Raw genomic sequence first — 24,776 nt, 5'->3', positions numbered from 1 at the left:
GCCTTTCACCTATTCTTAACCACGAGGGTCAATAGACAATAGAATATGCAGTCCGGTCGGCGTTTTGCGAGCATGTATGTTCGGGAGGCTTGGCGGCGCGCCTTGCGCCGCGTCGCGCTGCTGCGCCTGAAGCTCATTCGCCCTTCGATCAAGCCGCCCGAGCGTCTGATCGTCGCCCCGACCGATCTTCGCAGCATTGATCCACATGTAGCCGACGAGATCCTTAACGGACGTTTCCTCCTGGCCGGCCGCATGCTGGAAACGGACGGCAAATCGCCCTTCACCTTCACCTTACCCTCTCGGCCCTTTGCTATCCGCCTGCACAGCTTCGGCTGGCTGCGACACATGCGGGCGCACAAGACGGAACGCAGCTCGGCGGCCGCCCGCGCGATCGTCGACAGCTGGCTTTCCATCCATGCCGGCCGTGTGGAAGGAATTGCCTGGGAGACGGACGTCACGGCCCAGCGAGTCATCGCCTGGCTGTCGCATTCGCCGGTCGTGCTGCAGAACGCCGATCGCGGCTTTTATCGCCGCTTCATGAAGTCGCTTGCTTTTCAGGTCAGGTTCCTGCATCGCATGGCGCCCTATACGCTCGGTGGCCTGGAGCTGTTTCGGCTGCGCATCGCGCTCGCCATGGCCTCTGTCGCCATGCCGGCCCGACCATCTACGCTTCGAAGAGCGGCACAGGCGCTCGACCGCCAATTCGATAGCCAGATTCTCCCGGATGGCGGTCATATCTCGCGCAATCCGCGCGTCGGCTTGGAACTGCTGCTCGACCTGCTGCCATTGCGGCAGACTTACGTCAATCTCGGCCATGATCTGCCGCAGAAGCTGATTTCGGGCATCGACCGCATGTATCCGGCTTTGCGGTTCTTCCGCCATCAGGACGGGGACCTGGCGCTCTTCAACGGCGCGACCTCGACGCTCGCCAATGAGCTGATGTCGGTGCTCAGATATGACGAGACCGCTGGCCAGCCATTCAAGGCTTTGCCGCAGTCACGCTATCAGCGGCTTTCCGGGGGCAAGACGGTCATCATCGCCGATACCGGCACGCCGCCTTCGGGCGGCGCGCTGCGCACCGCGCATGCCGGGAGCCTGTCCTTCGAGATGTCGTCGGGCCGCCATCGCTTCATCGTCAATTCCGGCTCGCCGAAATTTGCCGGACACCGTTATGTCCAGATGGCGCGCACGACCGCGGCGCATTCGACCGTCATCCTCAACGACACGTCGTCCAGCCGTTTTTCACACTCGCCTTTCCTCGATCATGCAATCACCGAACCGGTGAAAACCGTCACCGTCGAACGTGTCGAAACGGAGGATGGGCGCGACAGCATCAAGCTCAGCCATGACGGTTATCTCAGGACGTTCGGCGTGCTGCACGAGCGAGAGCTGACGCTCAATGCGGCAGGTTCGATGGTGACAGGCCACGACCGGCTCATCCGGCGTGAAGGATACGAACGCGGCGAGCCGCTGAAGGCCGTCGCCCGTTTTCATATTCATCCCTCCATCGTTCTGCAGCAGAGCGATGGAGAATCCGTGCTGCTGACGGCGCCGGACGGCGAAAGCTGGCTGTTTTCCGCGCCCGGCAACGAAGTGCTGATTTCCGAGGACATCTTCTTCGCCGACAGCTCCGGCATCTGCGGCTCTGACCAGATCGAGATCGATTTCGATCTGGCCGGGAAGACGGAGATCCGCTGGTTCCTGTCCCGTAAAGCTTAGACGGGATCGCCGGCTCGCCAAATTCGAATCCGGGATTAAATCGAAAGGGAGAGCAAGAGCGCTGTTTGCGCGGCGGCAAAGCTGTGCTAACGCGGCGCCAGCAAGAAACGTCCCCTAAGGCAGGATCTCGTCCGAAAGCCGCTTCCACTTTTCGGCCTCATGCTCTAGCGGATATCTCCCGAAGCCCGAACGGAGAAGGTTCATGGCCGTCATTTCCAAGAAGATCCCCGCCCCCGACAAGGTCGAAATCAGGACCGCTCTCCTCTCCGTCTTCGACAAGACCGGCATCGTCGAGCTCGCCCAGACATTGTCTGAAAGAGGCGTGCGTCTGCTGTCGACCGGCGGCACCTACAAGGCGATCGCCGCGGCCGGGCTTGATGTCACCGATGTTTCCGAGATCACCGGTTTTCCTGAGATCATGGATGGGCGCGTCAAGACGCTGCATCCGACGGTGCATGGCGGCCTGCTGGCGATCCGCGACGATGGCGAACACCAGGAGGCGATGAAAAAGCACGGCATCGAGGGCATCGATCTTGCCGTCATCAACCTCTACCCATTCGAGGAGGTGCGGGCGGCCGGTGGCGATTACCCGACGACCGTCGAGAATATCGACATCGGCGGTCCGGCGATGATCCGTGCATCGGCCAAGAACCATGCCTATGTAACCATCCTGACCGATCCCGACGATTATGCCGAGTTCAAGGAGCAGCTTTCGGCAGATGATGGCAAGACGGCCTATGCCTTCCGCCAGCGCATGGCCGCCAAAGCCTATGCGCGTACCGCGGCCTATGATGCTGCGATTTCCAACTGGTTTGCCGAAGCCCTGGCGATCGACACACCGCGCCACCGCGTCATAGGCGGCGTGCTGAAGGAAGAAATGCGTTACGGCGAGAATCCGCATCAGAAGGCTGCCTTCTATGTCACGGGCGAGAAGCGCCCGGGAGTTTCGACAGCCGTCCTTCTCCAGGGCAAGCAGCTCTCCTATAACAATATCAACGACACCGATGCCGCCTACGAGCTCGTTGCCGAATTCCTGCCGGAAAAGGCGCCCGCCTGCGCTATCATCAAACATGCCAATCCCTGCGGCGTCGCTACCGGTTCGAGCCTGATGGAAGCCTATCAGCGGGCGTTGGCCTGCGATTCCGTTTCCGCCTTCGGCGGCATTATCGCGCTCAACCGTGTCTTGGATGCCGAAACGGCCGAGGAGATCGTCAAGCTCTTCACCGAAGTGATCATCGCCCCTGATGTCACCGAAGAGGCAAAGGCGATCGTGGCCCGTAAGCCGAACCTGCGGCTTCTGTCCGCAGGCGGCCTGCCCGACCCGCGTGCTGCGGGTTTGACGGCGAAAACCGTTTCCGGCGGCCTCCTGGTCCAGAGCCGCGACAACGGCATGGTCGAGGATCTGGAGCTCAAGGTCGTCACCAAGCGCGCGCCGACGGCGCAGGAGCTTGATGATATGAAGTTTGCCTTCAAAGTCGGCAAACATGTCAAATCGAACGCCGTGGTCTATGCCAAGGACGGCCAGACGACCGGGATCGGCGCCGGGCAAATGAGCCGGGTGGATTCCGCCCGCATCGCCGCGCTGAAGGCCGAAGAGGCCGCCAAGGCGCTCGGCCTCGCGGTGCCGATGACGCATGGTTCGGCGGTTGCTTCCGAGGCCTTCCTGCCGTTTGCCGATGGTCTTCTGTCGATGATCGCCGCAGGGGCGACGGCGGTTATCCAGCCGGGAGGCTCGATGCGCGACCAAGAGGTGATCGATGCCGCAAACGAACACGGCATTGCCATGGTCTTCACCGGCATGCGCCATTTCCGGCACTGACGCGTGCCGGAGACTTGTCAGGTCCGATCGGCCGGATAGGGCGTGCGGATCAGCAGCACCAGCCCGCCGGCGAGAAACAGGACCAGCGTTGCCATTCCGAGCCGCGGTGAGCCGCTGATATAGGTCGCCAGCGAGAAGAGCAGCGTCGCCATGAAGCTCGTGGCGCGTCCTGAAAGTGCGTAGAGGCCGAAATAGCGGCCAGCTTCCTCAAGGCTGACGCTGCGCGCGAGATAAGAGCGCGACGAGGCCTGCACCGGCCCGAAGGCGAGCCCGATCAGCAGGCCATAAAGGATATAGGCCTTTTCGGCGGCGGTGCCGAAGAGGCCGCCGGAATCGGTCGTCGGCAGCGGCATCAAACCAAACAGGGTGTAACCCGGCCCGGTCGAGATGATGCCGATGGTGGCGAGAAGCAGCATGGTGAGGCTGATGACGACGGTCACCTTGGAACCGACGCCCCTGTCGATCCGTCCGGCGATCAGGCAGCCGAAGATCGCGACGACGTTCAGGATGATGCCGTAGAGACCGATCTCGATCGTCGCCCAGCCGAACATGCCGGCGGCGAAAACGCCTCCGAGGATCAACAGGCCGTTGACGCCGTCCTGATAGATCATGCGGGCGATGAGGAATCTCAGGATGCCGCGGCGTTCTCTGAGTTCGCCGAGCGTGTTTCTCAGTTCCCGCAGGCCGGCGCGAATGGCGGCGCCGAATGGCAGGCCTCTGCCGACATCGGGTGTGAAGATGAACATCGGCAGGATGAAAATCAGATACCAGACGGCCGAGATCGGCCCGGTAACGCGCGCGTCCTGGCCGGTCTTGGGGTCGAGGCCGAAAAGCGGGTCCAAGCCGAGAACGGTCTTGCCGCTTTCCGGGCTTGCCGCCAAAAGCGTGACGACGGCAATCAGCACGATCATGCCGCCGAGATAGCCAAGCCCCCAGGCGGTGTTGGAGAGCTTGCCCACCTCGTGCTTGGCGACCAGCCGCGGCATCATCGAATCATTGAAGACGATCGAAAACTCGGCCGAAACCGAGGCGAGAATCATGAAGATTACGGGATAAAGGACAGGCGAACCCGGGGCTGCAAACCACAGGCAGAACAGGCTGGCGATCTTGATGATCGCGAAGAAGCCGATCCACGGTTTGCGCGCCCCCGACTGGTCGGCGATCGAGCCGAGTACGGGCGACAGCAGGGCGATGATCACAGACGAGATCGTCGCCATGTTGCTCCACGTCGTCTGGGCCGACACAGGATCATCCGTCAGGCGGGAGACGAAATAGGGCCCGAAGATGAAGGTGGTGACCACAGTGAAGAAAGGCTGGGCCGCCCAATCGAAGAACATCCACCCCCAGATGCCCTTCTCCGTGGCTTTCGGCGGCTGCGTTCCTGTCCAGTCTATGCGATTCAACATCCGCTCCTTTTTCGCGGACTGTCTCACCTCGCCCGGTCGCGCGCAAGATCGGTGAGGATGCCTGCGGCAACGGTAATGCGCGCAAGATTGGGATCGCCGCTGTCGCTCAGGCTGGAAAGCTCCTCGACGATGCGGTTGATGCGAACGCGATCCTGCGCATGCCAGGCCTGGACGGGCAGCTTCTCCTTGCCGTGGTCGCAAAGGGCCGAGATGACGATGTCGCGCCGGGCGCTGGCGATCTGGTCGATGCTGCGTGCAAGCGCCAGATTTTCGTAGTGGTCGGAGGTGAGAATTCGGCTGCCGGCCGCCAGCAGCCGGGCTATCCGAAAGGTTTTCGACACCGCAAAATAATTCTCGGCTGCGCGCACCAGCGGCTCGCCGGTGCGCTCGGCAATCTGCATGATCTCCGGCACCAGCGCGAAGCTCTGGAGGTTGGCGATTTCGGCCGCAAGCTTTTCGGGCACGCCCACCTCGACATATTCCGCCTGGCGGGCGGCAGCATCGCCGGCGGCCTGTTCGGCGAAAGCAGGTCTTAATTTCTTCAGTGCGGCCTGCAGCCGGCTAATTACCTCCGCCATATCGGCTTTGGTCATCGCGGTTTTCAACAGCAGGCGCGTGAGAACGGTAAAGCTGTGGCTGATTTCTTCGTAGATGCGGTTCTGCACCTCGCCCGGTATTTTGCCGTCGAGCGCATCCGTGTCGGCCCACAGGCGGGTGAGGTCGAAACCGTCGCGTGCGACGATCGCGGCGCGCACCACTTCCGGCGCCGAAGCCGCCGTCGCGTCCATCATGGCGACGATGAAGCTCGGCCCGCCGCGGTTGATCGCTTCATTGGCAAGCACGGTGGCGATGATTTCCCGCCGCAGCCGATGGCTTGCTATATCGCCGGCGTTCGACTTCTGCATCTTGACGGGGAAATAATTGGAGAGCGTCGCCGCAAAATAGGGGTCGTCAGGCAGATCGCTTGCGGCGAGCGCATCGAAGAGCACGATCTTGGCATAGGACAGCAGCACGCCAATTTCCGGCCGCGTCAGCGGGTTGCCAGCCGTGTAACGTTCAGCCAGCGTCTGCTCATCCGGCAAGGTCTCGACCTTGCGGTTCAGCTGGCCGGCGGTCTCGAGCACACTCATAAAGCGGGCGAGTTCCAAGCCGTTTGCCGTGCCCTTGCGTTCGGTGAGCGAGATCGCCAGCGACTGGAGATAGTTGTTGCGCAAGACGAGCGCCGCCACTTCGGCGGTCATCGACGAAAGAAGCTGGTCTCGTTTTGCCCGCGTCAGCCGCCCGTCATGCATGGCGGCCGCCAGCGCGATCTTGATGTTGACCTCGACGTCCGAGGTGTTGACGCCGGCCGAGTTGTCGATGGCGTCGGAATTGCAGCGCCCGCCCCTGAGCCCGTAGGCGATGCGGCCCTTCTGGGTGACGCCGAGGTTTGCGCCCTCGCCGATCACCTTGGCGCGCACCTCCGCCGCCGTAATGCGGATTGGGTCGTTGCTGCGGTCGCCGACCTCGGTATCGGTTTCGGAGGCAGCTTTCACATAGGTGCCGATGCCGCCGAACCAGAGCAGGTCGACCGGGCTCTTCAGGATTGCCGTCATAATCTCGAAGGGCGTGGCCACAGCTTTGTCGATGCCGATCGTTGCAATCGCTTCCGGCGTCAGGGTCACCGATTTCGCTGCGCGGGAAATGATCATCGCCCCCTTGGAAAGGGCGTTTCTGTCGAAATCCTGCCAGCTCGAGCGTGGCAGGTCGAAGAGCCGCCGGCGCTCGGCCAGCGTCTTTTCCATGTCGGGATCGGGATCGATGATGATGTCACGGTGGTCGAAGGCGGCGACGAGCCGGATCTTGGGGGAGAGCAGCATGCCGTTGCCGAAGACGTCGCCCGACATATCGCCGACGCCCGCGACGGTGAACGGCGTCGTCTGGATGTCAACGTCCATTTCGCGGAAATGGCGTTTCACGGTTTCCCAGGCGCCGCGGGCGGTGATGCCCATCTTCTTGTGATCGTAACCGGCCGAGCCGCCCGAGGCGAAGGCGTCGTCCAGCCAGAAGCCTGCCTCCTGCGCCAGAGCATTGGCGGTGTCGGAAAAGGTCGCTGTGCCCTTGTCGGCGGCGACGACGAAATAGGGATCGTCGCCGTCGAGCCTGATCGTATCCTTCGGCGGCACGATCTCGGCGCCTGAGATATTGTCGGTGATCGAAAGCAGCGTACGGATATAGGTCTTGTAAGCTTCGCGGCCGGCATTGAAGATCTCGTCGCGGCTGCCGTTCGCCGGAAGCTTCTTCGGATAAAAGCCGCCTTTGGCGCCGACCGGCACGATAACGGCGTTCTTCACCTGCTGCGCCTTGACGAGGCCGAGCACCTCGGTGCGGTAATCCTCGGCGCGGTCCGACCAGCGCAGGCCGCCGCGCGCCACCTTGCCGAAGCGCAGGTGCACGCCTTCCACCTCGACGCCGTAGACGAACATCTCGCGGAAGGGTTTCGGTTGCGGCAGCCCGTCGACCAGGTTCGGATCGAGCTTGAAGGCCAGCATGGCTTTCGGCGACCCATCGGGGTTCTTCTGAAAATAATTGGTGCGCAGCGTCGCGTCGACGATGTTGACGTAGCGTCGCAAGATACGGTCGTCGTCAAGGCTCGGAACGTCTGCAAGGTCTGCCTCGATCGCCTGGTGCAGGTCGGCGATCTTCCTAACGCGGGCTTTGTCGGAAAGCTTAGGATCAAGCGTGTCGTGGAACAGCCGGAAGATGGCGGCGGCCACACCAGGATATTTGTCCAGTGTCGTTGCGATGTAATCCTGCGAATAGGCGATGCCGGCCTGGCGGAGATAACGGGCATAGGCACGCAACACATTGGCTTCGCGCGCCGAGAGCCCGGCCGAAAGAATCAGCCGGTTGAAGCTGTCATTGTCGATCGTGCCGGCGAAGGCGGCGACGAAGGCTTCCTCGAGCGCCGCGCCATAACGATGCAGGTCGATGTCGCCGCCGTTGCGGGTCTCGAGCTCCATGTCGTGCAGCACGACGAGTTTGGTTTCGCCATCGGCGGTCCGCACTCCGATGTCGAAGGTGCGTTCGCTGACGACATTGAAGCCGAGGTTCTCGAGAAGCGGCACGCGGCGCGACAGGGCGAGTTGACCGCCGGCGTGGAAGATCTTCAGCGAAAGGATAGGCCCTTGTGCTTCCTGGCGATGATAAAACTGGATGCGGAGCGGCTCCCCGGCGGCGCAGGCGCCGATATCGGCAAGGTCGGCCACGGTTTCTTCAGGGGTAAAAGAATCCTGGAAGGCTTGATCGACCGATAGTTTGGGCGACTTGGGTCCGGCGAGCGCTTCGAAACGGTCGTCCCAGCGGGCGGTGATTTCGCGGATCGTCTGCTCGAGCTTTGCCTGCGGGATGCGCGGCGTCTTGCCGCCGGAGCGGCCGATGATGAAATGCACGCGGGCGACGCCGCCTTCGGGGAAAGCCGGGTAATAGGCGGAGACACGACCGTCATAGACTGTCTTCAGATAGGTGCCGATCCGCTCGCGCACGATCGAGTCATATTCCTCACGCGGCACATAGACGATCACCGAGACGAAGCGGTCGAAATGGTCGATGCGCGGCAGGACGCGGACGCGCGGCCGGTCGGCGAGATCGTTGATCTGCTCGGCAAAGCTTGCAAGCAGCGTCGTGTCGATCTGGAAAAGGTCGTCGCGCGGATAGGATTCCAGCGTGTTATCGAGCATTCGGCCCGAATGGCTCATCGGGTCGAAGCCGAAATGCTCCTTCACCTTTTCGATCTTAGACCGCAGCAGCGGGATTTCGGAGGCGAGCGAGGTATAGGCTGTCGAGGTGAAGAGGCCGACGATGCGGAGTTCCCCTGTGACATTGCCCTGAGCGTCGAAGCGTTTGACGCCAACATAATCCATATAGGCGCGGCGATGAACGATCGACTTTACGTTTGCCTTGGTGACGATCAAAAAGTCGGGGCCGTCGAGGAAGGCGAGAATCTCCGGCGTCGTGGTCACGGCGTCCTTGCCAGTGCGCAGCACGAGAACGTCGGGGTTGGAAAGGATGCCAAGGCCGGCGCCCTTGTCCCGCTCGACCTTGGCGTCGGCCCCCTTGCCCGAATAGACATATTCGCGCATGCCGAGGAAGGTGAAATTTTCGTCGCGCAGCCAGGTCAGGAAGGCAACCGCTTCGGCATGTTCGGCCTTCCTGCGGCCGGCGCCATTGGCCGAAAGTTCGGCGATCACCCCGTCGAGCTTGGCAAGCATCGGCTTCCAGTCCGAGACCGAAAGGCGGACGTGTTCGAGCACGGTCTGGACGCGTTTGACGAGATCGGCAGCCTGGGCGGAGTTCAGCGGGGCGATATGCAGCTGGATATGGCTGACGCGCGTGGCCGGATCACTCGGGTGGTCGGCGGAATAGAGCGCGGGGGCTTTGCCCTTTTCCATGACGAGAATGGGATGCACGGCCATGAAGAGATCGCGGTAGGTGCTCGTCACCTCACCCATGACTGACTCATATAGGAAAGGCATGTTGTGGTCAGTCACCGACAGCACCGAGACGGCGGTGCCGCCAGGCGTCACCTCGGCAATTGTGTCGATGCTGACGCGGGGCGCCTTGCCGTTCCACGCAGCAAGTTCCTTTGCCGAATGTACGGCGGCGCGCGCCAGCATGTCGGGCGCATAGAGTTCGAGGTCATCATTGCTGGCGCGGCCGAAAAGAATTTCCGGATCGAGATGAGGCTCGCTCACCGCCTCAGCGATCTTGCGCGCAGTTTCGATCTGCTTTTCTCGTTTCGGATTGTTTCTGGCAGCCATGAGTCGCCTCCCCGCAATGGACTGATTTTTTCGCAAGCTAGCAGAAGATTTCTCGAAAAAATCCCTAAAATCGTGGCCGAGGTGATTGTTTTGATGCTTTTCTGACCGCGGAAATGGGAATTATCAGAGATTTTTCGCTTTCGAGGCCGAAGCGAGTTTGGACGGCCCTCTCCGGGGTTTGCTTCCGCTGCACATTTTCATGCTCACGTGAAGAATGGTTGACAGGCCGGCGTCAAAAAGATCATCAAACGCCATCATCATTTCGGACCTCGGTTTCATGTCGGAAAATGCAGCGGGAGCAGTCATTGTTATTTCCAGCCATGTCGTGCGCGGCTCGGTTGGGAACCGGGCGGCGGTGTTTGCGCTGGAGACGCTCGGCCATCCGGTCTGGGCGCTGCCGACCGTCGTTCTACCCTGGCATCCCGGCCATGGCCGTTCGACGCGGCTGACATTTGCCGAAGCGGACTTCGACGCGGCGATCGACGATCTGATCCGCGCGCCGTGGATCGGTGAAGTGAGGGCGGTGCTTTCGGGCTATTTCGGCAATGCCGCCCAGGCACGCTCCGTCGCCCGGCTGATCGCTGCGCTCCGGCAGAACAATCCCGAACTGCTTTATGTCTGTGACCCTGTCATGGGCGATCTCGGCGGCCTCTACGTGCCCGAAGCGACGGCGGAGGCCATTCGCGATCATCTCATCCCGCTGGCTTCGCTCGCGACGCCGAATCGGTACGAGCTCGCCTGGCTGTCGGGAGCAGCGCTCGACGACAACAGCGCAATCATGGAGGCGGCACTGGCGCTCGGACCGTCGCGTATGCTCGTCACCTCGGCGGTGCCCATGATGGCAGGCGGCACCGGCAATCTCTACCTTTCCGGCCGTCACGCGCTGCTTGCCGAGCACCGCGTCGTCGAGAACCCGCCGAATGGCCTCGGCGATCTGCTGGCCGCCGTTTTTCTGTCGCGCCTGCTGTCAGGCCTCGAGGATGAAAAGGCATTGCAGCTTGCCACAGCCAGCGTGTTCGAAGTTCTTGCACGTGCGGTCAAGCGCGGCAGCAATGAGTTGATGCTGGCAAGCGATGCGTCCAGTCTTTCGACGCCAATGGCCATGGTGCAGATGCGCCGGTTGGTGCACCCCGCGCAACGGCGGAAAAATTGACGCATTTGCCAATGCGCCCATTTTGCGGTGCAGCAGTTGATCTTGTCCTCGGCGCGCGCTAATCCAGAGGCATGCAGCGTTTTCCAAACACTCTTCTGAACGGTTATCGCAACTTCATGAACGGGCGTTATGCCGACGCCCGCGACAGGTATCGGCAACTTGCCGAAAACGGTCAGAGTCCCAGCACGCTGGTCATTGCCTGTTCGGACTCGCGTGCGGCTCCCGAGCTGATCTTCGATGCCGGCCCGGGCGAGCTTTTCGTCGTCCGCAATGTAGCCAATATGGTGCCGCCCTATGAGCCGGACGGCAATTTCCATTCGACATCGGCCGCTCTCGAATTTGCCGTGCAGGCGCTGAAGGTTTCGGATATCGTGGTGATGGGCCATGGCCGCTGCGGGGGGATCCGTGCGGCACTTGATCCGAATGCCGAGCCGTTGTCACCCGGCGATTTCATCGGACGGTGGATGTCGCTGGTCAAACCGGCAGCCGAGCAGATCCAGAGCAATGACGTGATGACCGCGGCCGAGCGGCAAACTGCGCTCGAGCGTGTCTCCATCCGCAACTCGATCGACAATCTCAGAAGCTTTCCGAATATCAAGGCGCTCGAAGAAGCGGGAAATCTTCATCTTCATGGCGCCTGGTTCGACATTTCGACGGGTGAACTCTGGGTGATGGACGCCGATACCCGTGACTTCATTCGCCCGGAAATCCAGGGATAGGCGGGTTTAGCAGTTTTTTAACGATTGCTGCTAAGCTTCTTCGGAATTGGTCGCGCACGACCGACGTTTGATCAACGTGGCGATTGGCGATGAAGTTCGAGACCATCAAAAAGGTAATCCTGGCTGCCATCATGCTGCCCTTCGTCTTCATGGTCATTGAAGGCGTCATCCTCCTGCGGTCTTCGCTCAAGGAATACAGGGATCTTGAGAAGGATCGGCAGTTTGCCGATGTGCTTGCCCGCGCCGGGTCCATCGCCGCCATTGAGATCCTGGCTGAAATCGGCGCCACGCGTCGGTATATCGCCCAGCCAAGCGGCCCGGCCGCCGCCGAGATGCAGCGAAGCCGGGCGATGCTCGATCACGAACGCCGCGCTTTCTATGCCAGCCTCCCCTCTCGCGATGTGCTGGACAAGGGGCTTGTCGACGAATTGTCGGCTCTCAACCTTGCCTACAGCCGTATTGTGGCTGCGCGAAGCGCAGTCGACCAAGGCCGTTATATCAACAGCGATCCCGGCTACATCTACTGGTATGCGGCCCAGAAGCAGCTCGCCGTCGTCGATGCGCTTTCGCCGTTGATCAGTGATCCGGTACTGCTGCAGAAGTCCAACCAGCTGATGGGCATCCTGCTGACCTATTACGGTGAAAGGCTGATCACCGTCGTCGGTACCCGTTATCTTGACCATGGTTTCGTCGCCAGGTTTCCGGTGGAGTTGTTCGTGCAGGGCAAGGTCATGCTCGGCGATGGGATGGACCATATGGTCTTCCATTCCTCAGACTCAACCGTACGCGACATCACTGCCTATCTCGGCCGTAGCAACCAAGTGAAGGCGAATGCGATTACCGATTCCATCCTTGCCGGATCGCGGCCTACGCGCGAGGCGCGCGATATCTGGGCGGTGGCGCAGAACGAGCGCATGGCCTTCCTCCAGCACAAGATCGTCGAAGCCGCCAATAATATCCACGAGACCGGCGAAAGCCTTTCGGCGCGTGCGCACGTTCACCTGACGCTGATCTTGGCGCTCTGCGCCGGCCTGCTCATTCTCGCCACCCTGGTGATGCTTCTGGCGGCAAGGGGGCTGCGTCTTATTGATCGACTGACCAGGGATCGCGAGACGTTGGTGGGCGAGTTGCGCAACGCTGCCCAAACCGACCTTCTGACTGGTCTTTACAACAGGCGTGGCTTCGAAGTCGCTGCGTCAGCGCTTCTTACCCAAGCCGAACACGGGTCCCGTTGGATCTCCGTCGTGCTCTTCGACCTCGATCATTTCAAGAAGATCAACGATGTTCACGGCCATGACGCCGGCGATGCCGTGCTACGACATGTTGCGAGAGTGGCGCGTGAGAATTTCCGTTCTTTCGATCTCCTGGTGCGCCACGGCGGCGAGGAATTCCTGGTGCTTCTGCCGGATTCGACGCCCAATGACGCAGCAGTCATCGCCCAACGCGTGCGCCTGGCGATCGAGATGGCGGAAATTCCTCTGCCGAGCGGCGAATTGATCAAGGTGACGGCGAGCTTCGGATGCGCTGGCCGGGCAAACAACGCCGCCAACCGGAACTTCGAGGATCTGGTCAAACGGGCCGATCTGGCACTTTACGCCGCCAAGGCCTCCGGCCGCAATTGTGTCATTTCCGAGCCGGTCGTGCCGGCCCTTCCGCAGGAGGAGCGACGCAAGGCGGGATCGGTCGGCGGTTTTGATTCCCGCATATGAAAAACGCCGCATATCGCAGCGGCGTTTCCGGGTATCGTTATCAATGAAGGCTTATCTGCCGCCGTCGATCTGCTGGCCGATATAGGCGATCGCCTGCTGATAGACGCTGGCCGCGTTCCAGCCCTGGATAGCGGCGAAATTCGGCTCGCCCGGCTGATAGCCGGCGCCGGCGCGCCAGCCGTGGCCCTTGAGGAAATTTGCGGTCGAGGCCAGTGCATCGGCGCGGGAGCCGACCATGTCGACCCGGCCGTCGCCATCGCCGTCGGCGCCGAACCGCACGACGTTGCGCGGCAGAAACTGCGTCTGGCCGATTTCGCCATGGGCGGCGCCCCTGGCCTGCGGGCTCAGATAACCCTCGGAGACCAACTGGAGCGCCGCATAGAGCTGGTCGGTGAAATATTCCGAACGGCGGCAGTCGTAAGCCAGCGTCGAAACAGCTGACAGCGTATGCTGGTTGCCCATATAGCTGCCAAAACCGGTCTCCATGCCCCAGATGGCAATCAGAGGGCCGGCCGGGACACCGAAACGGCGCTCGATCGACGCAAACAGAGCCTGGTTGGCGGCCTTCATACTGCGGCCGCGGGAGATGATTGCGGCGCCTCCGCGCTTCTTCATGAAGGCGTCGAAGGATAGCTTGAAGCTTTTCTGGCCACGGTCGGCGGCGATGGTCGGCTTGTTGTAGCTGACATTGGCGAAAGCGCGGTTGAGAACCGACTGGCTGACGCCGCTTGCGGCTGCCATCTGCTTGAAATCGCTAACCCAAGCCTCGAAGCCGGCGCCGGTATTGCCACATTGTGCACCCTGCGCGAATGCCGGTATCGCGTGGAGGACGCCCATTGCCGCAGCGGCCGCCAGAAACAACTTTGTCATGCGCATTGAGAAACCCCGCTCTCGATCTGCATAGTTTTTAGGCGGGCAAGAGAATGCCAGCCGCTCGCGATTTTGTCACGATCACCTTTTAGCGAGCGCTTATACAGTTGTATTTGCCCCGGAAAAAGCCCCGCTCGACGAGCAGGGCTTTAACATATTATGGTTTACAAATGGTATCAGGCTGCCTGCTTGCGCGGCTTGACCAGGCCGCGATTGACGAGAAGCTCGGCGATCTGGATGGCGTTCAGCGCCGCGCCCTTGCGCAGGTTGTCGGAAACCACCCACATATTCAGGCCATTTTCGACCGTTGCATCCTCGCGGATGCGCGAGATGTAGGTCGCGTCTTCGCCGGCAGATTCATACGGCGTGATGTAGCCGCCGTTCTCGCGCTTGTCGATGACGAGGCAGCCCGGCGCGTCGCGCAGGATATCGCGAGCCTGATCGGCGGTGATCTCGTTCTCGAATTCGATGTTGACCGATTCCGAATGACCGATGAAGACGGGCACACGCACCGCCGTGCAGGTCACCTTGATCTTCGGGTCGAGCATCTTCTTCGTCTCGGCCAGCACCTTCCACTCTTCCTTGGTATAGCCATCCTCCATGAAGACGTCGATATGCGGGATGACGTTGAAGGCGATACGCTTGGTGAACTTCTTGTTCTCGATCGGGTCGGCAACGAAGACGGCGCGCGTCTGGTTGAAGAGTTCGTCCATGCCGTCCTTGCCGGCGCCGGAGACCGACTGATAGGTGGAGACGACGACGCGCTTGATCTTGGCGAAGTCGTGCAGCGGCTTCAGCGCCACAACCAGCTGCGCGGTCGAGCAATTCGGATTGGCGATGATGTTGCGCTTGGTGAACTGCGTGACGGCGTCCGGGTTGACTTCCGGCACGATCAGCGGCACATCGGCGTCATAGCGCCAGGCCGAGGAATTGTCGATGACGACGCAGCCCTGCTGGCCGATCTTCGGGGAGAACTTCTTGGAGACCTCGCCGCCGGCCGACATCAGGCAGATGTCGGTATCGGAGAAATCGTAATTCTCCAGATTGGAGACCTTCAGCGTCCGGTCGCCATAGGACACCTCAGTGCCCTGGGAACGCGCCGAGGCGAGCGCCACGACTTCATCGGCGGGGAAGCCGCGTTCGGAGAGGATGTTGAGCATCTCCCGGCCGACATTTCCGGTGGCTCCCGCAACTGCTACTTTGAAACCCATTTCTCAAGCTCTCTTTCTCTTCTCTCCTCTTGTCCGGTGAGGGGAAAGGCGCGACGGATCGCGTCTTCCTGTCCCCAGCCGAGCCGGGGAGAGAGCGGCAGGCCAGAGACGTCAGACGGTTTTCGTCGTCGTTTTGGCCTTGGTTTTGGAAGAAACCGGAACGGCAATTTCCACCCCGGCAACCCGTGCCCGGTCATCGCATGCGGCAATGGCGTGTTCGTCGCGAACCATGGAGATTCCTTTTCCGCTGTTGCTCTTAGAAGGTTTTCCACAGGAGTCAAGGTTTTTGCTTGAGCAGTCGGCAGGCGAAAGGAACCGCCGCAAGCCGGGCGTTTTGACATACCGGAAGATATCCCGACCAGGTTAATGTCGCGCCACCAATATCGGCCTCGTCCTGCGGCGATACCGACCGTCACCTTGTCAGCACCCGAAAACGTGCTTCTGCCTGTTGGCGGCTTGCCACGGCAATCGCCGGCGCAGACGCTGAGTGTAGCAGGTCTGCTTTCGCAAACCAGGTGAGGCCCGTCCGCCTCCAAAATCGCGTTGCGCGCAGGAGGTCGAACAACCGCCCGATGCGGACCACGAAGCGCGCCGCCATTAGACTAAAGTCATAATCCCAAAGCATCTCTCTTTGCGGGCCATGTTTTCTGGCACACTCTCGTCAGGCGTGTCGCGGCCAGGGGTATGCTTTGAGGAAAGCAGGTCGCGCGCGTTGCTCATCACTCTGTGGAGGACAGACAATGGCAAATGTCGCAAGCATCGACGGCGCGAAGGCCGGCCCGATGACCGGCGAGGAGAAGAAGGTCATCTTCGCCTCTTCGCTCGGCACTGTTTTCGAATGGTATGACTTCTATCTCTACGGTTCGCTCGCCACTTATATCGGCGCGACCTACTTCACCCAATATCCCGAGGCAACGCGCAATATCTTCACACTTCTCGCCTTTGCCGCCGGCTTCCTGGTGCGGCCCTTCGGCGCATTGGTGTTCGGCCGTCTCGGCGACCTCGTAGGACGTAAATACACCTTCCTGGTGACGATCCTGATCATGGGTTTTTCAACCTTCCTCGTCGGCATCCTGCCAGGTGCGGCCAGCATCGGCATCGCAGCTCCCATCATCCTGATCGGCCTTCGGCTGCTGCAGGGCCTGGCGCTCGGTGGTGAATATGGCGGCGCGGCAACCTATGTCGCCGAACATGCGCCGAACGGGCGGCGCGGCTACTTCACCTCATGGATTCAGACGACGGCGACTCTCGGCCTCTTCCTGTCGCTGATCGTCATCATCCTGGTTCAGTCGCTGATGGGTCCGGTTCAATTTGCCGCCTGGGGCTGGCGTATTCCGTTCCTGGTCTCGGTCGTGCTGCTCGGCATTTCCGTCTGGATCCGCCTGAAGATGAACGAATCGCCTGCGTTCCAACGCATGAAGGCGGAAGGCAAGGGTTCAAAGGCGCCGCTCAGCGAAGCCTTCGGCCAATGGAAGAACGCCAAGATCGCCATCATCGCGCTTCTCGGCGCCACAATGGGCCAGGCGGTCGTCTGGTACGGCGGCCAGTTCTATGCGCTGTTCTTCCTGCAGAACGTACTCAAGGTGGATCTGCAATCGGCCAATATCATGGTCGCGATCGCCCTGTTGCTGGGAACGCCGTTCTTCGTCATCTTCGGTGGCCTCTCCGACAAGATCGGCCGCAAGCCGATCATCATGGCGGGCCTTCTCATAGCCGCGGTGACCTATCACCCGCTGTTCAAGGCGATGACCTGGACGGCGAATCCGGCCCTTGCCGAGGCACAAGCCTCGATCCGCGCGACGGTCACGGCCGATCCGGCGGATTGCAGGTTCCAGTTCAACCCGACGGGCACGGCGAAATTCACCAGCTCCTGCGATGTGGCAACGGCCTTCCTGACGAAAAACTCGGTGCCATACGATGTCGTGCCAGGTCCTGCCGGCCAGCCGGCAACGGTGAAGGTCGGTAACCAGACGGTCACGAGCTTCGACGCCCTTGCCGCCGGCGACAAAGCGAAGAGCATGACCGCCGCCTTCGAAAAGGGCGTGAACATTGCGCTTCACGATGCCGGTTATCCGCTTAAGCGCGGCGCCGCCAAGGTGCCGGACTCCAAGCTAGATGCCTTCATCGCCGCCAATCCGGAACTGGCGCTCAATGCCGAAGCCGTGCGCGCGGGTGAGAAAGAAACGATGCCGGTCGCTAAGCTGGTGGAAGGCAAGCTGCTGACCGCCGATGAGGCCAATGGCGTCACCGACATGGCAGTCTATAACATCGCCAATGCCGGCAACTTCGCCATGACCGCCGATCCCGCCCGTGTCAACTGGGTCGGCACGGTTGCGATCCTCTTCGTCCTCGTCCTCTATGTGACGATGGTCTACGGCCCGATCGCAGCCCTTCTGGTCGAGCTCTTCCCAACCCGTATCCGCTATACCGGCATGTCGCTGCCCTATCATATCGGAAACGGTTGGTTTGGCGGCCTGCTGCCGGCGACGGCCTTTGCGATGAGCGCCGCTGCGGGCGACATCTATTACGGTCTCTGGTATCCGATCGTGTTTGCGGCGATCACGCTGGTGATCGGCCTGATCTTCCTGCCCGAAACGAAGAACAGGGACATCCACGCAATGGATTGATGACGCGTTCGCTTCTGACAAGCTTTCAGAAAACCGCCCGGCGCTCACAAGGCGTCGGGCTTTTTCCTATTACAGCGCCGCGCGTCTTATTGGACGCGCAAAGGACGCTGTAACATTCAAATGGCTGCATCATTTATCCTTAAATCGATTCTGATTTAAGGAATTATGCAGTGCGGAACAGGCGCTTGGCGAGCGGCCAGCCATCCGGCGCCAGTTTGAAGAGCAGACCGCAACGGGCATAGACGATCGCGGTCAGCAGGGAGAACCAGCCGCCAAAGGCAAGACCGGCGATGACGTCGCTCGGATAATGAGCGCCGACCATGACCCGTGTCATGCCGAACCAGATGGCACAGGCGATAAAGGCAACGCGGTAGCGCGGAAACAGAAGCGCGAAGGCGGCGAAGAAGGCGCCGACCGTGGTGGAATGGCCGGAGGGAAAACTTTCGAAAGCCGCACGGCCTGAAAAAGGCGTGAAAGAAAAGATACCGTAATCGTGGAAGTGATCGGGACGCGCCCTTCCAATCGCCCGTTTCAGGAGATTGGCGAGAAGCCCGGAGAAGACGACCGTGGTGAAGAGATAGGCGCCGATCCAGCTGATATAAAGCGCCTGTGCCTTCGAACGCGCCGCCTTCAAGAGCTTGTAGCCCGCCCTGCCCTGAAAGAAGAGCAGGATGCTGGTGCAGATCAGCCAGGCGGAATCGCCGAAACCGGTCAGGAACTCGCCCAGCTGCTTCACCGACGCGGGAGGCTCGCTGGCGCCGATCGGCGCGTCGAAGAGCAGCATGGAAAGGAGCACGGCGTTGATCGTGATGAAGAGACAAGCCTGCCAGCGCAAAGGCGGCATCGTGGCGTCACTCCGGCGCCAGCGCCTGTCCAGGGAAATCCAAAATGCCCGCATTCAGTCGTCCGTTCGAATTAGAATTCGAGCGCCGCGCGTCCGACAGGCGCTCCATCACTTTGAACTGGCGCATAAGCCGGAAAATCGTTTCCGGCTGGAAGTATGCACCGTGAAATCCGGCGCAAAAATACACGAGATTATGGCCAAGGATAGCCCGTTTTGGCTAATTCTACCGAACCGGCGGTTGTCATACCTGAAAAAGCCCTCCGCATACGTGATGCGAAGGGCGTGAAACTGTTTCACGTGAAATATATCAGGCCGCCAGCGCCTTGAACTCGGCAAGGATCGCATCGCCCATTTCGACGGTGCCGACCTGTCTGCAGCCGTCGGCCATGATGTCGCCGGTGCGGATGCCCTTGTCGAGCACGTTGGCAATCGCCCTTTCCAGATCGTCGGCTTCCTTCACCATGTTGAAGGAGTAACGCAGGCACATGGCGAAGGAGGCGATCATGGCGATTGGATTGGCGATGCCCTTGCCGGCAATATCGGGGGCCGAGCCGTGCACCGGCTCATAGAGCGCCTTGCGCTTGCCGGTCTTGCCGTCGGGCGCGCCGAGCGAGGCCGAAGGCAGCATGCCGAGGGAGCCAGTCAGCATGGCGGCGACGTCGGAGAGCATGTCGCCGAAGAGATTGTCGGTGACAATGACGTCGAACTGCTTGGGCTGGCGCACGAGCTGCATGCCGCCGGCGTCGGCCAGCATATGTTCGAGCTGGACGTCGGAATATTTCGCCCTGTGCGTCTCGGTCACCACCTGGTTCCAGAGCACGCCCGACTTCATGACGTTGCGCTTTTCCATGGAGCAGACGCGGTTCTGGCGCGTGCGGGCCATTTCGAAGGCGACGCCGGCGATGCGTTCGATCTCGTAGGTATCGTAGACCTGCGTGTCGATGCCGCGCTTCTGGCCGTTGCCGAGGTCGATGATCTCCTTCGGCTCGCCGAAATAGACGCCGCCCGTCAGCTCGCGGATGATCAGAATATCAAGGCCTTCGACCAGTTCCGGCTTCAGCGACGAGGCCGAGGCGAGGGCCGGATAGCATATGGCGGGGCGCAGGTTTGCGAAGAGCTGCAGGTCCTTGCGCAGGCGAAGCAGGCCGGCTTCCGGGCGCACGTCGTAAGGCACGCTATCCCATTTCGGGCCGCCGACGGCTCCGAAGAGAACGGCATCGGCGGCAAGCGCCTTCTGCATGTCGGCTTCCGAGATCGCCGCGCCATGGGCGTCATAGGCAGAACCACCGACAAGGCCTTCCTCGGTGACAAAACCGGCATCCATCGTCTCGTTCATATAGGTGATGATCTTGCGGACCTCGCCCATGGCCTCGGGACCGATGCCGTCACCCGGCAGCAGGAAAAGATTGCGCGCTGTCATGAAACCCTCCTGGAAAAACAAGTTGCGGCTTCTTAGACCCCGGAAATGGGCATTTCAAGCGAGAGAAAGGGTGAATCGGTACGCTTCGCTCTCAGCGCGCCGATGGTTGCTCCGAGGCCGGCAACCGGATTAGAACGGCAGGCTCAGTATTTATTTTCCCGGATGTCGCCCATGCCTTCAGCACCCCTTCATCTCGACACGCCTCTGGTTCGAACAGCATCTGGCTACAGCGCCAGCGGCAAGCCGCTCTGGCTGAAGCTCGATGCACTTCAGCCTTCCGGCAGCTTCAAGCTGCGTGGCGTTGGCCGGCTTTGCCAGCACGAGGTGGAAAAAGGCGCGCGCGAGATCTTCTGCGCCTCGGGCGGCAATGCCGGTATTGCCGCGGCCTTTGCCGGCCGGGCGCTCGGCGTGCCGGTCACGATCGTCGTGCCGGAGACGACGGCGGCCGATGTTCGGGAGACGATTGCCGCAACCGGTGCGAATGTGCTTGTCCATGGAGCGGTTTTCGACGAAGCCAATGCCTATGCGATCGAACTCGCCCGCAGCTGCAAGGCGAGCTATGTGCATCCGTTCGACCATCCGCTTCTGTGGGATGGTCATGCCACGCTGATCGATGAGGTCCTGGCCAAGGGTGCGACATTCGACTGCGTCGTCACCAGTGTCGGCGGCGGCGGACTGCTTGCCGGCATTGTCGAAGGGCTGAAGCGAAACGGCCTAACCGACCTTCCCGTCATCGCGGTTGAAACCGAAGGGGCGGCTTCGCTACATAAAAGCCTGCAGGCGAACGAGCGTGTTACCCTCCCAGCCATCACCTCAATCGCCACGTCGCTCGGTGCACGGCAGGTGGCGCAGCATGTCTTCGAGCTGCCGAAGCAGCATCCGATCGAAAGCGTCGTCGTCAGCGACGGCGATGCCGTTGCCGCCTGCCTGAAGTTTGCCGATGCGCACCGCCTCCTCGTGGAGCCGGCCTGCGGTGCGGCGCTGGCCGTTGCCGATGTGCATGCCGGTCTGCTTCAGCGCTTTGACAGCCCGCTCATCGAAGTCTGCGGCGGCATCGGCGTGTCGCTGGAAAAACTGAAACTCTGGAAAGAGAAATTTCTCTGAGCTGCGGCGAGGATGTTGCAGCGTCCTTGCGCGTGTGAAAGAAAAAGCCGGGCGAAAGCCCGGCTTGATCAATCGGCAATTCGTCAGGGCTTAAGCGGCCCATGGGTGCGACGCGGCGTTCTTCTTTTCGAACTCATCGATCGCCTTGCCCTTTTCCAGCGTCAGACCGATATCATCGAGGCCGTTCAGCAGGCAGTGGCGCTTGAACTCGTCGAGATCAAATTTGATGGAGCCGCCATCGGGGCCGGTGATCTCGAGGTTCTCGAGGTCCACCGTGAGGATGGCATTGGAGCCGCGCGAGGCGTCGTCCATCAGCTTGTCGAGATCTTCCTGGCTGACCTTGATCGGCAGGATGCCGTTCTTGAAGCAGTTGTTGTAGAAAATGTCGGCGAAGCTCGTGGAGATCACGCAGCGGATGCCGAAATCGAGCAGCGCCCAAGGAGCGTGTTCGCGCGAGGAACCGCAGCCGAAATTGTCGCCGGCGACAAGGATCTTGGCGTCGCGATAGGCCGGCTTGTTCAGCACGAAATCGGGATTTTCGGAGCCGTCTTCATTGTAGCGGGCTTCGGCGAAAAGGCCCTTGCCGAGACCCGTACGCTTAATGGTCTTCAGATAGTCCTTCGGAATGATCATGTCGGTGTCGATGTTGACGACCGGCAGGGGCGCTGCAACGCCCGTGAGCTTCACGAATTTATCCATGACCCATGCTCCATTCAGCAAATCTACTTTCCTGAATGTGCATCTAGTCCAGTTTTTTGCCGAAATGAAGGAGAATCTTTCTAAAGTGGCGGCCACGCGACGTTCGCGTGGCCTGGCGACGGTGCACGGCCTGTTACTCGGCGGGCGCGTTCAAGCCCCAGAGGACGCCGAACGGATCGCGAAGCTGGCCGTAGCGGTCACCCCAGAACATCAGTTCGACCGGCATGACGACTTCAGCGCCGGCGGCCACCGCACGATCCCACCAGAAATCGATATCGTCGATAACAAGCTGGATGGCGAAGCCTTCATGGCCTTTGAAGGGATGGCCGTATTCAGGATAGGCATCCGCCAGCATGAAGGAGCTGTCATTGATATAGAGATGAATGTGCATCGTCCGGCCGCTTTCATCGACCGGCACCCTGTGGGCCTCTTCGGCGCCGAAGGCCTTCTTGTAGAATTCCGCGGCTTTTACTGCGCCATCGACAGTGAGATAGGGCAGCAGGCCATTCTTCACCGGCGGCAACTTGGCCGGTTTGTTTTCCGTCGTCGTATCCATGCTCGTCCTCCATCGTTTTTGAGCGCCGGCTGAAAGCCTGGCTGCTTCAAAGACGTATCACGGAAGCATGATCCGACAGTGTCGGCGAGTTTTTTGAAGGCAGGTCTTAGAGATCGATGATCGTGCCGCGACCATCGTTCCAGATGCGCATTTCCGGCTTACCGTTGTTTGCCTTGGCGCGGACGGGGGCGGGCTTCATCTTCATCGAAAGCGCGCGTCCGACCATGAGCACGGTCAGGATGCCGCCGACGGCAAGCGTCACCGAGAAGGTGAGAAGCAGCATGGCGACAAAGAAGGTGGCGCCGGCAAGCATGAAGAAGATGGAGCGAATGTTCTGCATGGTTTGAAACCTTTCTACCGAAAGGAATGTGGTTCTTCTTTTTTCTGTCTGCAAGGCAAGCATGGCTTTTTGTTGTCTTGCCGCGTTCTGAGAAGCTTGGCACTAATGGCTGATGAACCAAATCCCGCCTTTCCGTTCCTTAAGTCTGCGCCGCTCGGTGCTGAGTGTGCCCGCCATCAATCTGCGCGCCCTCGAAAAGAGCCATTCCCTTGATTGTGATGCCGTTATTTTCGATCTGGAGGATTCGGTCGCGCCCGAGAACAAGGGGCAAGCGCGGGAAAATCTGCGTGCTTTTTTTGCCGGGCCGCCGCTTGCGGGCAAGGAAAGGGTCATCCGCATCAATTCTTTGTCATCTGAATTCGGGGCGGCGGATCTCGATCTGGTCAAGGCGCTTTTGCCCGACGCCGTTCTCCTGCCGAAGGTGGACGAGCCTCGAGTTATCGCTGAGACCAGCGATCTGCTTGCCGATGCACAGGCGCCGGAGGAGCTGCGCATCTGGGCGATGATCGAGACGCCGCGCGGCGTGCTGAATGTCGGGGCGATCGCCGAATCCGGCTGCATGCCGGGGGCACGGCTCGATTGCCTCGTCGTCGGCCTCAACGACCTGCGCAAGGAAACGGACGTCCTGTCGCAGCCTGGGCGAAGCTTTCTCGTGCCCTGGCTGATGCAGATCATCCTGGCGGCCAAGGCTTATGGGCTTGATGCGCTCGACAGCGTCTTCAACGATTTCCGGGATGCCGAAGGTTTCGACGTCGAATGCGGGCAGGGTCGCGCCATGGGTTTTTCCGGCAAGATGTTGATCCACCCCTCGCAGATTTCGGCCGCCAACCGGCATTTCGGCCCGAGCGAGGAGGAGATTGCCGAAGCGCAGGCAATCATATCAGCCTTTGCGGATCCGGCTGCCAGGGGCCTCAACGTCATCAATGCGAACGGGCGGATGATCGAGCGGCTGCATCTTGTCCAGGCCGAAGCTCTGGTTCATAAAGCTCACCTGATTTCTGCAAGAAAGCCCGCCTGATGAAACTCTATCGCTTCCTGACCGGCCCCGACGACGCTTCCTTCTGCCACAAGGTCACCGCCGCCCTCAACAAGGGCTGGTCGCTGGAGGGTTCGCCGACCTATGCCTTCAATGCGGCAACCGGCGCGATGCAGTGCGGCCAGGCAGTCGTCAAGACTGTCGAAGGCAAGGATTACGATCCGGAGATGAAGCTCTCCGAGCAATAGCGTCTTCTGCCGGACGCGCGGTTTCAGCGTTCGGCGGCTTCCTCGGCGCTGGCCTCGATCCGCTCCATATCCTCGTCGCTCAGCCCAAAATGGTGGCCGATCTCGTGGATCAGGACGTGGGTGATGATATCGCCGAGCGTCTCGTCGTTCTCGGCCCAGTAATCGAGGATGGGGCGCCGGTAGAGACGGATGCGGTTCGGCATTTCGCCGGTTTCCACCGTGAAGCGTTCTGAAATGCCCCTGCCTTCGAAAAGGCCGAGCAGATCGAAAGGGGTTTCCAGCGCCATATCCTCGAAAACGTCGTCATCGGGAAAATCCTCGATCTCGATCGTGAGATTGGTCGTCAGCTGGCGGAATTCATCGGGCAGATGGCTGTAAGCCTCCATGGCCAGCGACTCGAAAGTGCTGATCGTCGGCGCATGGCGGTCCCGCCAATCATCGCTCTGGTCTATGCGGGCCATGAATATTCCTTCCTTTGCGGGCCCATATAGAACCTTTGCCGCCGATTTTCGAGTGCGGAATCAAAGGCAGGAATAAATTCATAGAAAATGGTTGTT

20 protein-coding genes are annotated in these 24,776 nt (G+C 60.7%); 9 read left to right on the top strand and 11 right to left on the bottom strand.

The features are described from left to right. Nucleotides 1-45: 45 nt before the first annotated feature. The gene (locus tag J2J98_RS20870; RefSeq protein WP_064708143.1) at nucleotides 46-1,719 is read left to right on the top strand and encodes a heparinase II/III family protein; all 1,674 of its coding nucleotides are present in this window, start codon (nucleotides 46-48) and stop codon (nucleotides 1,717-1,719) included. A 202-nt stretch (nucleotides 1,720-1,921) separates the two neighbouring features. Beyond that, the gene (gene purH, locus J2J98_RS20865) at nucleotides 1,922-3,538 is read left to right on the top strand and encodes a bifunctional phosphoribosylaminoimidazolecarboxamide formyltransferase/IMP cyclohydrolase (RefSeq protein WP_207602004.1); all 1,617 of its coding nucleotides are present in this window, start codon (nucleotides 1,922-1,924) and stop codon (nucleotides 3,536-3,538) included. A gap of 17 nt (nucleotides 3,539-3,555) precedes the next feature. Here purH and J2J98_RS20860 read toward each other — a convergent pair whose 3' ends face one another. Together J2J98_RS20860 and J2J98_RS20855 are read right to left on the bottom strand one after the other, a co-directional pair. Continuing rightward, a complete protein-coding gene (locus J2J98_RS20860) occupies nucleotides 3,556-4,944 on the bottom strand; it encodes an MFS transporter (RefSeq protein ID WP_138396270.1) in 1,389 nt (462 codons plus the stop codon). A gap of 23 nt (nucleotides 4,945-4,967) precedes the next feature. Further along, nucleotides 4,968-9,743: an NAD-glutamate dehydrogenase gene (locus J2J98_RS20855; protein ID WP_207602003.1), complete on the bottom strand. Its 4,776-nt coding sequence runs from the start codon at nucleotides 9,741-9,743 to the stop codon at nucleotides 4,968-4,970. Nucleotides 9,744-10,020: 277 nt separating this feature from the next. Between J2J98_RS20855 and pdxY the strand changes: the two genes are divergently transcribed. The 3 genes from pdxY (at nucleotide 10,021) to J2J98_RS20840 (ending at nucleotide 13,324) form a co-directional block, all read left to right on the top strand. After that, nucleotides 10,021-10,896, top strand: coding sequence for a pyridoxal kinase PdxY (pdxY, locus tag J2J98_RS20850; RefSeq protein WP_064708241.1), 876 nt, complete (start codon nucleotides 10,021-10,023; stop codon nucleotides 10,894-10,896). A gap of 71 nt (nucleotides 10,897-10,967) precedes the next feature. Continuing rightward, a complete protein-coding gene (locus tag J2J98_RS20845) occupies nucleotides 10,968-11,615 on the top strand; it encodes a carbonic anhydrase (RefSeq protein ID WP_064708139.1) in 648 nt (215 codons plus the stop codon). 89 nt (nucleotides 11,616-11,704) lie between these two features. After that, nucleotides 11,705-13,324: a GGDEF domain-containing protein gene (locus J2J98_RS20840; protein WP_207602002.1), complete on the top strand. Its 1,620-nt coding sequence runs from the start codon at nucleotides 11,705-11,707 to the stop codon at nucleotides 13,322-13,324. 51 nt (nucleotides 13,325-13,375) lie between these two features. On the opposite strand, the gene J2J98_RS20835 is transcribed toward J2J98_RS20840, so the two are convergent. From J2J98_RS20835 to J2J98_RS20825, 3 genes are all read right to left on the bottom strand, one after another. Further along, a complete protein-coding gene (locus J2J98_RS20835) occupies nucleotides 13,376-14,200 on the bottom strand; it encodes a lytic murein transglycosylase (RefSeq protein ID WP_064708137.1) in 825 nt (274 codons plus the stop codon). A gap of 170 nt (nucleotides 14,201-14,370) precedes the next feature. Next, nucleotides 14,371-15,405 carry an aspartate-semialdehyde dehydrogenase gene (locus J2J98_RS20830; RefSeq protein WP_064708136.1) on the bottom strand — a complete coding sequence of 345 codons (1,035 nt, stop codon included), beginning with the start codon at nucleotides 15,403-15,405 and terminating at the stop codon, nucleotides 14,371-14,373. A 111-nt stretch (nucleotides 15,406-15,516) separates the two neighbouring features. Then, nucleotides 15,517-15,729, bottom strand: a complete 213-nt coding sequence (locus J2J98_RS20825; RefSeq protein ID WP_138396268.1) for a hypothetical protein — start codon at nucleotides 15,727-15,729, stop codon at nucleotides 15,517-15,519. 416 nt (nucleotides 15,730-16,145) lie between these two features. On the opposite strand from J2J98_RS20825, the gene J2J98_RS20820 reads away from it, so the two are divergent. After that, complete coding sequence (locus J2J98_RS20820) at nucleotides 16,146-18,032, top strand: MFS transporter (protein WP_064712469.1); 1,887 nt, start codon at nucleotides 16,146-16,148, stop codon at nucleotides 18,030-18,032. Between the two features lie 163 nt (nucleotides 18,033-18,195). Here J2J98_RS20820 and lpxE read toward each other — a convergent pair whose 3' ends face one another. Both lpxE and leuB read right to left on the bottom strand, forming a co-directional pair. Continuing rightward, the gene (gene lpxE, locus J2J98_RS20815; protein WP_197491964.1) at nucleotides 18,196-18,930 is read right to left on the bottom strand and encodes a lipid A 1-phosphatase LpxE; all 735 of its coding nucleotides are present in this window, start codon (nucleotides 18,928-18,930) and stop codon (nucleotides 18,196-18,198) included. A 253-nt stretch (nucleotides 18,931-19,183) separates the two neighbouring features. Further along, the gene (gene leuB / locus J2J98_RS20810; RefSeq protein WP_064712470.1) at nucleotides 19,184-20,296 is read right to left on the bottom strand and encodes a 3-isopropylmalate dehydrogenase; all 1,113 of its coding nucleotides are present in this window, start codon (nucleotides 20,294-20,296) and stop codon (nucleotides 19,184-19,186) included. Nucleotides 20,297-20,467: 171 nt separating this feature from the next. Here leuB and J2J98_RS20805 point away from each other — a divergent pair, with 171 nt between their 5' ends. Further along, nucleotides 20,468-21,400: a pyridoxal-phosphate dependent enzyme gene (locus tag J2J98_RS20805; protein ID WP_207602001.1), complete on the top strand. Its 933-nt coding sequence runs from the start codon at nucleotides 20,468-20,470 to the stop codon at nucleotides 21,398-21,400. Between the two features lie 90 nt (nucleotides 21,401-21,490). Here the strand turns inward: J2J98_RS20805 and leuD are convergent, their stop codons facing one another. The 3 genes from leuD to J2J98_RS20790 all read right to left on the bottom strand — a co-directional run bounded on the left by leuD (nucleotide 21,491) and on the right by J2J98_RS20790 (nucleotide 22,995). Continuing rightward, nucleotides 21,491-22,099, bottom strand: coding sequence for a 3-isopropylmalate dehydratase small subunit (gene leuD / locus J2J98_RS20800; protein WP_064708129.1), 609 nt, complete (start codon nucleotides 22,097-22,099; stop codon nucleotides 21,491-21,493). 133 nt (nucleotides 22,100-22,232) lie between these two features. Beyond that, the gene (locus J2J98_RS20795) at nucleotides 22,233-22,655 is read right to left on the bottom strand and encodes a VOC family protein (RefSeq protein ID WP_207602000.1); all 423 of its coding nucleotides are present in this window, start codon (nucleotides 22,653-22,655) and stop codon (nucleotides 22,233-22,235) included. A gap of 106 nt (nucleotides 22,656-22,761) precedes the next feature. Then, complete coding sequence (locus tag J2J98_RS20790) at nucleotides 22,762-22,995, bottom strand: hypothetical protein (RefSeq protein ID WP_064708240.1); 234 nt, start codon at nucleotides 22,993-22,995, stop codon at nucleotides 22,762-22,764. Between the two features lie 112 nt (nucleotides 22,996-23,107). Between J2J98_RS20790 and J2J98_RS20785 the strand changes: the two genes are divergently transcribed. Together J2J98_RS20785 and J2J98_RS20780 are read left to right on the top strand one after the other, a co-directional pair. Beyond that, on the top strand, nucleotides 23,108-24,013 hold the full coding sequence (locus J2J98_RS20785; RefSeq protein WP_138396266.1) for an HpcH/HpaI aldolase/citrate lyase family protein: 906 nt from the start codon (nucleotides 23,108-23,110) through the stop codon (nucleotides 24,011-24,013). Further along, nucleotides 24,013-24,219 carry a DUF1737 domain-containing protein gene (locus tag J2J98_RS20780; protein WP_009996762.1) on the top strand — a complete coding sequence of 69 codons (207 nt, stop codon included), beginning with the start codon at nucleotides 24,013-24,015 and terminating at the stop codon, nucleotides 24,217-24,219. Before J2J98_RS20785 ends, J2J98_RS20780 begins: the two co-directional genes overlap by 1 nt. A 23-nt stretch (nucleotides 24,220-24,242) precedes the next feature. Here the strand turns inward: J2J98_RS20780 and J2J98_RS20775 are convergent, their stop codons facing one another. After that, the gene (locus J2J98_RS20775) at nucleotides 24,243-24,680 is read right to left on the bottom strand and encodes a metallopeptidase family protein (RefSeq protein ID WP_064708126.1); all 438 of its coding nucleotides are present in this window, start codon (nucleotides 24,678-24,680) and stop codon (nucleotides 24,243-24,245) included. Nucleotides 24,681-24,776: the final 96 nt, after the last annotated feature.

This window comes from Rhizobium bangladeshense (genome assembly GCF_017357245.1).
Classification (GTDB): Bacteria; Pseudomonadota; Alphaproteobacteria; order Rhizobiales; family Rhizobiaceae; genus Rhizobium; species Rhizobium bangladeshense.
The sequence above is the reverse complement of the archived record's forward strand: the minus strand, read 5'-3'. Positions and strand labels throughout refer to the sequence as shown.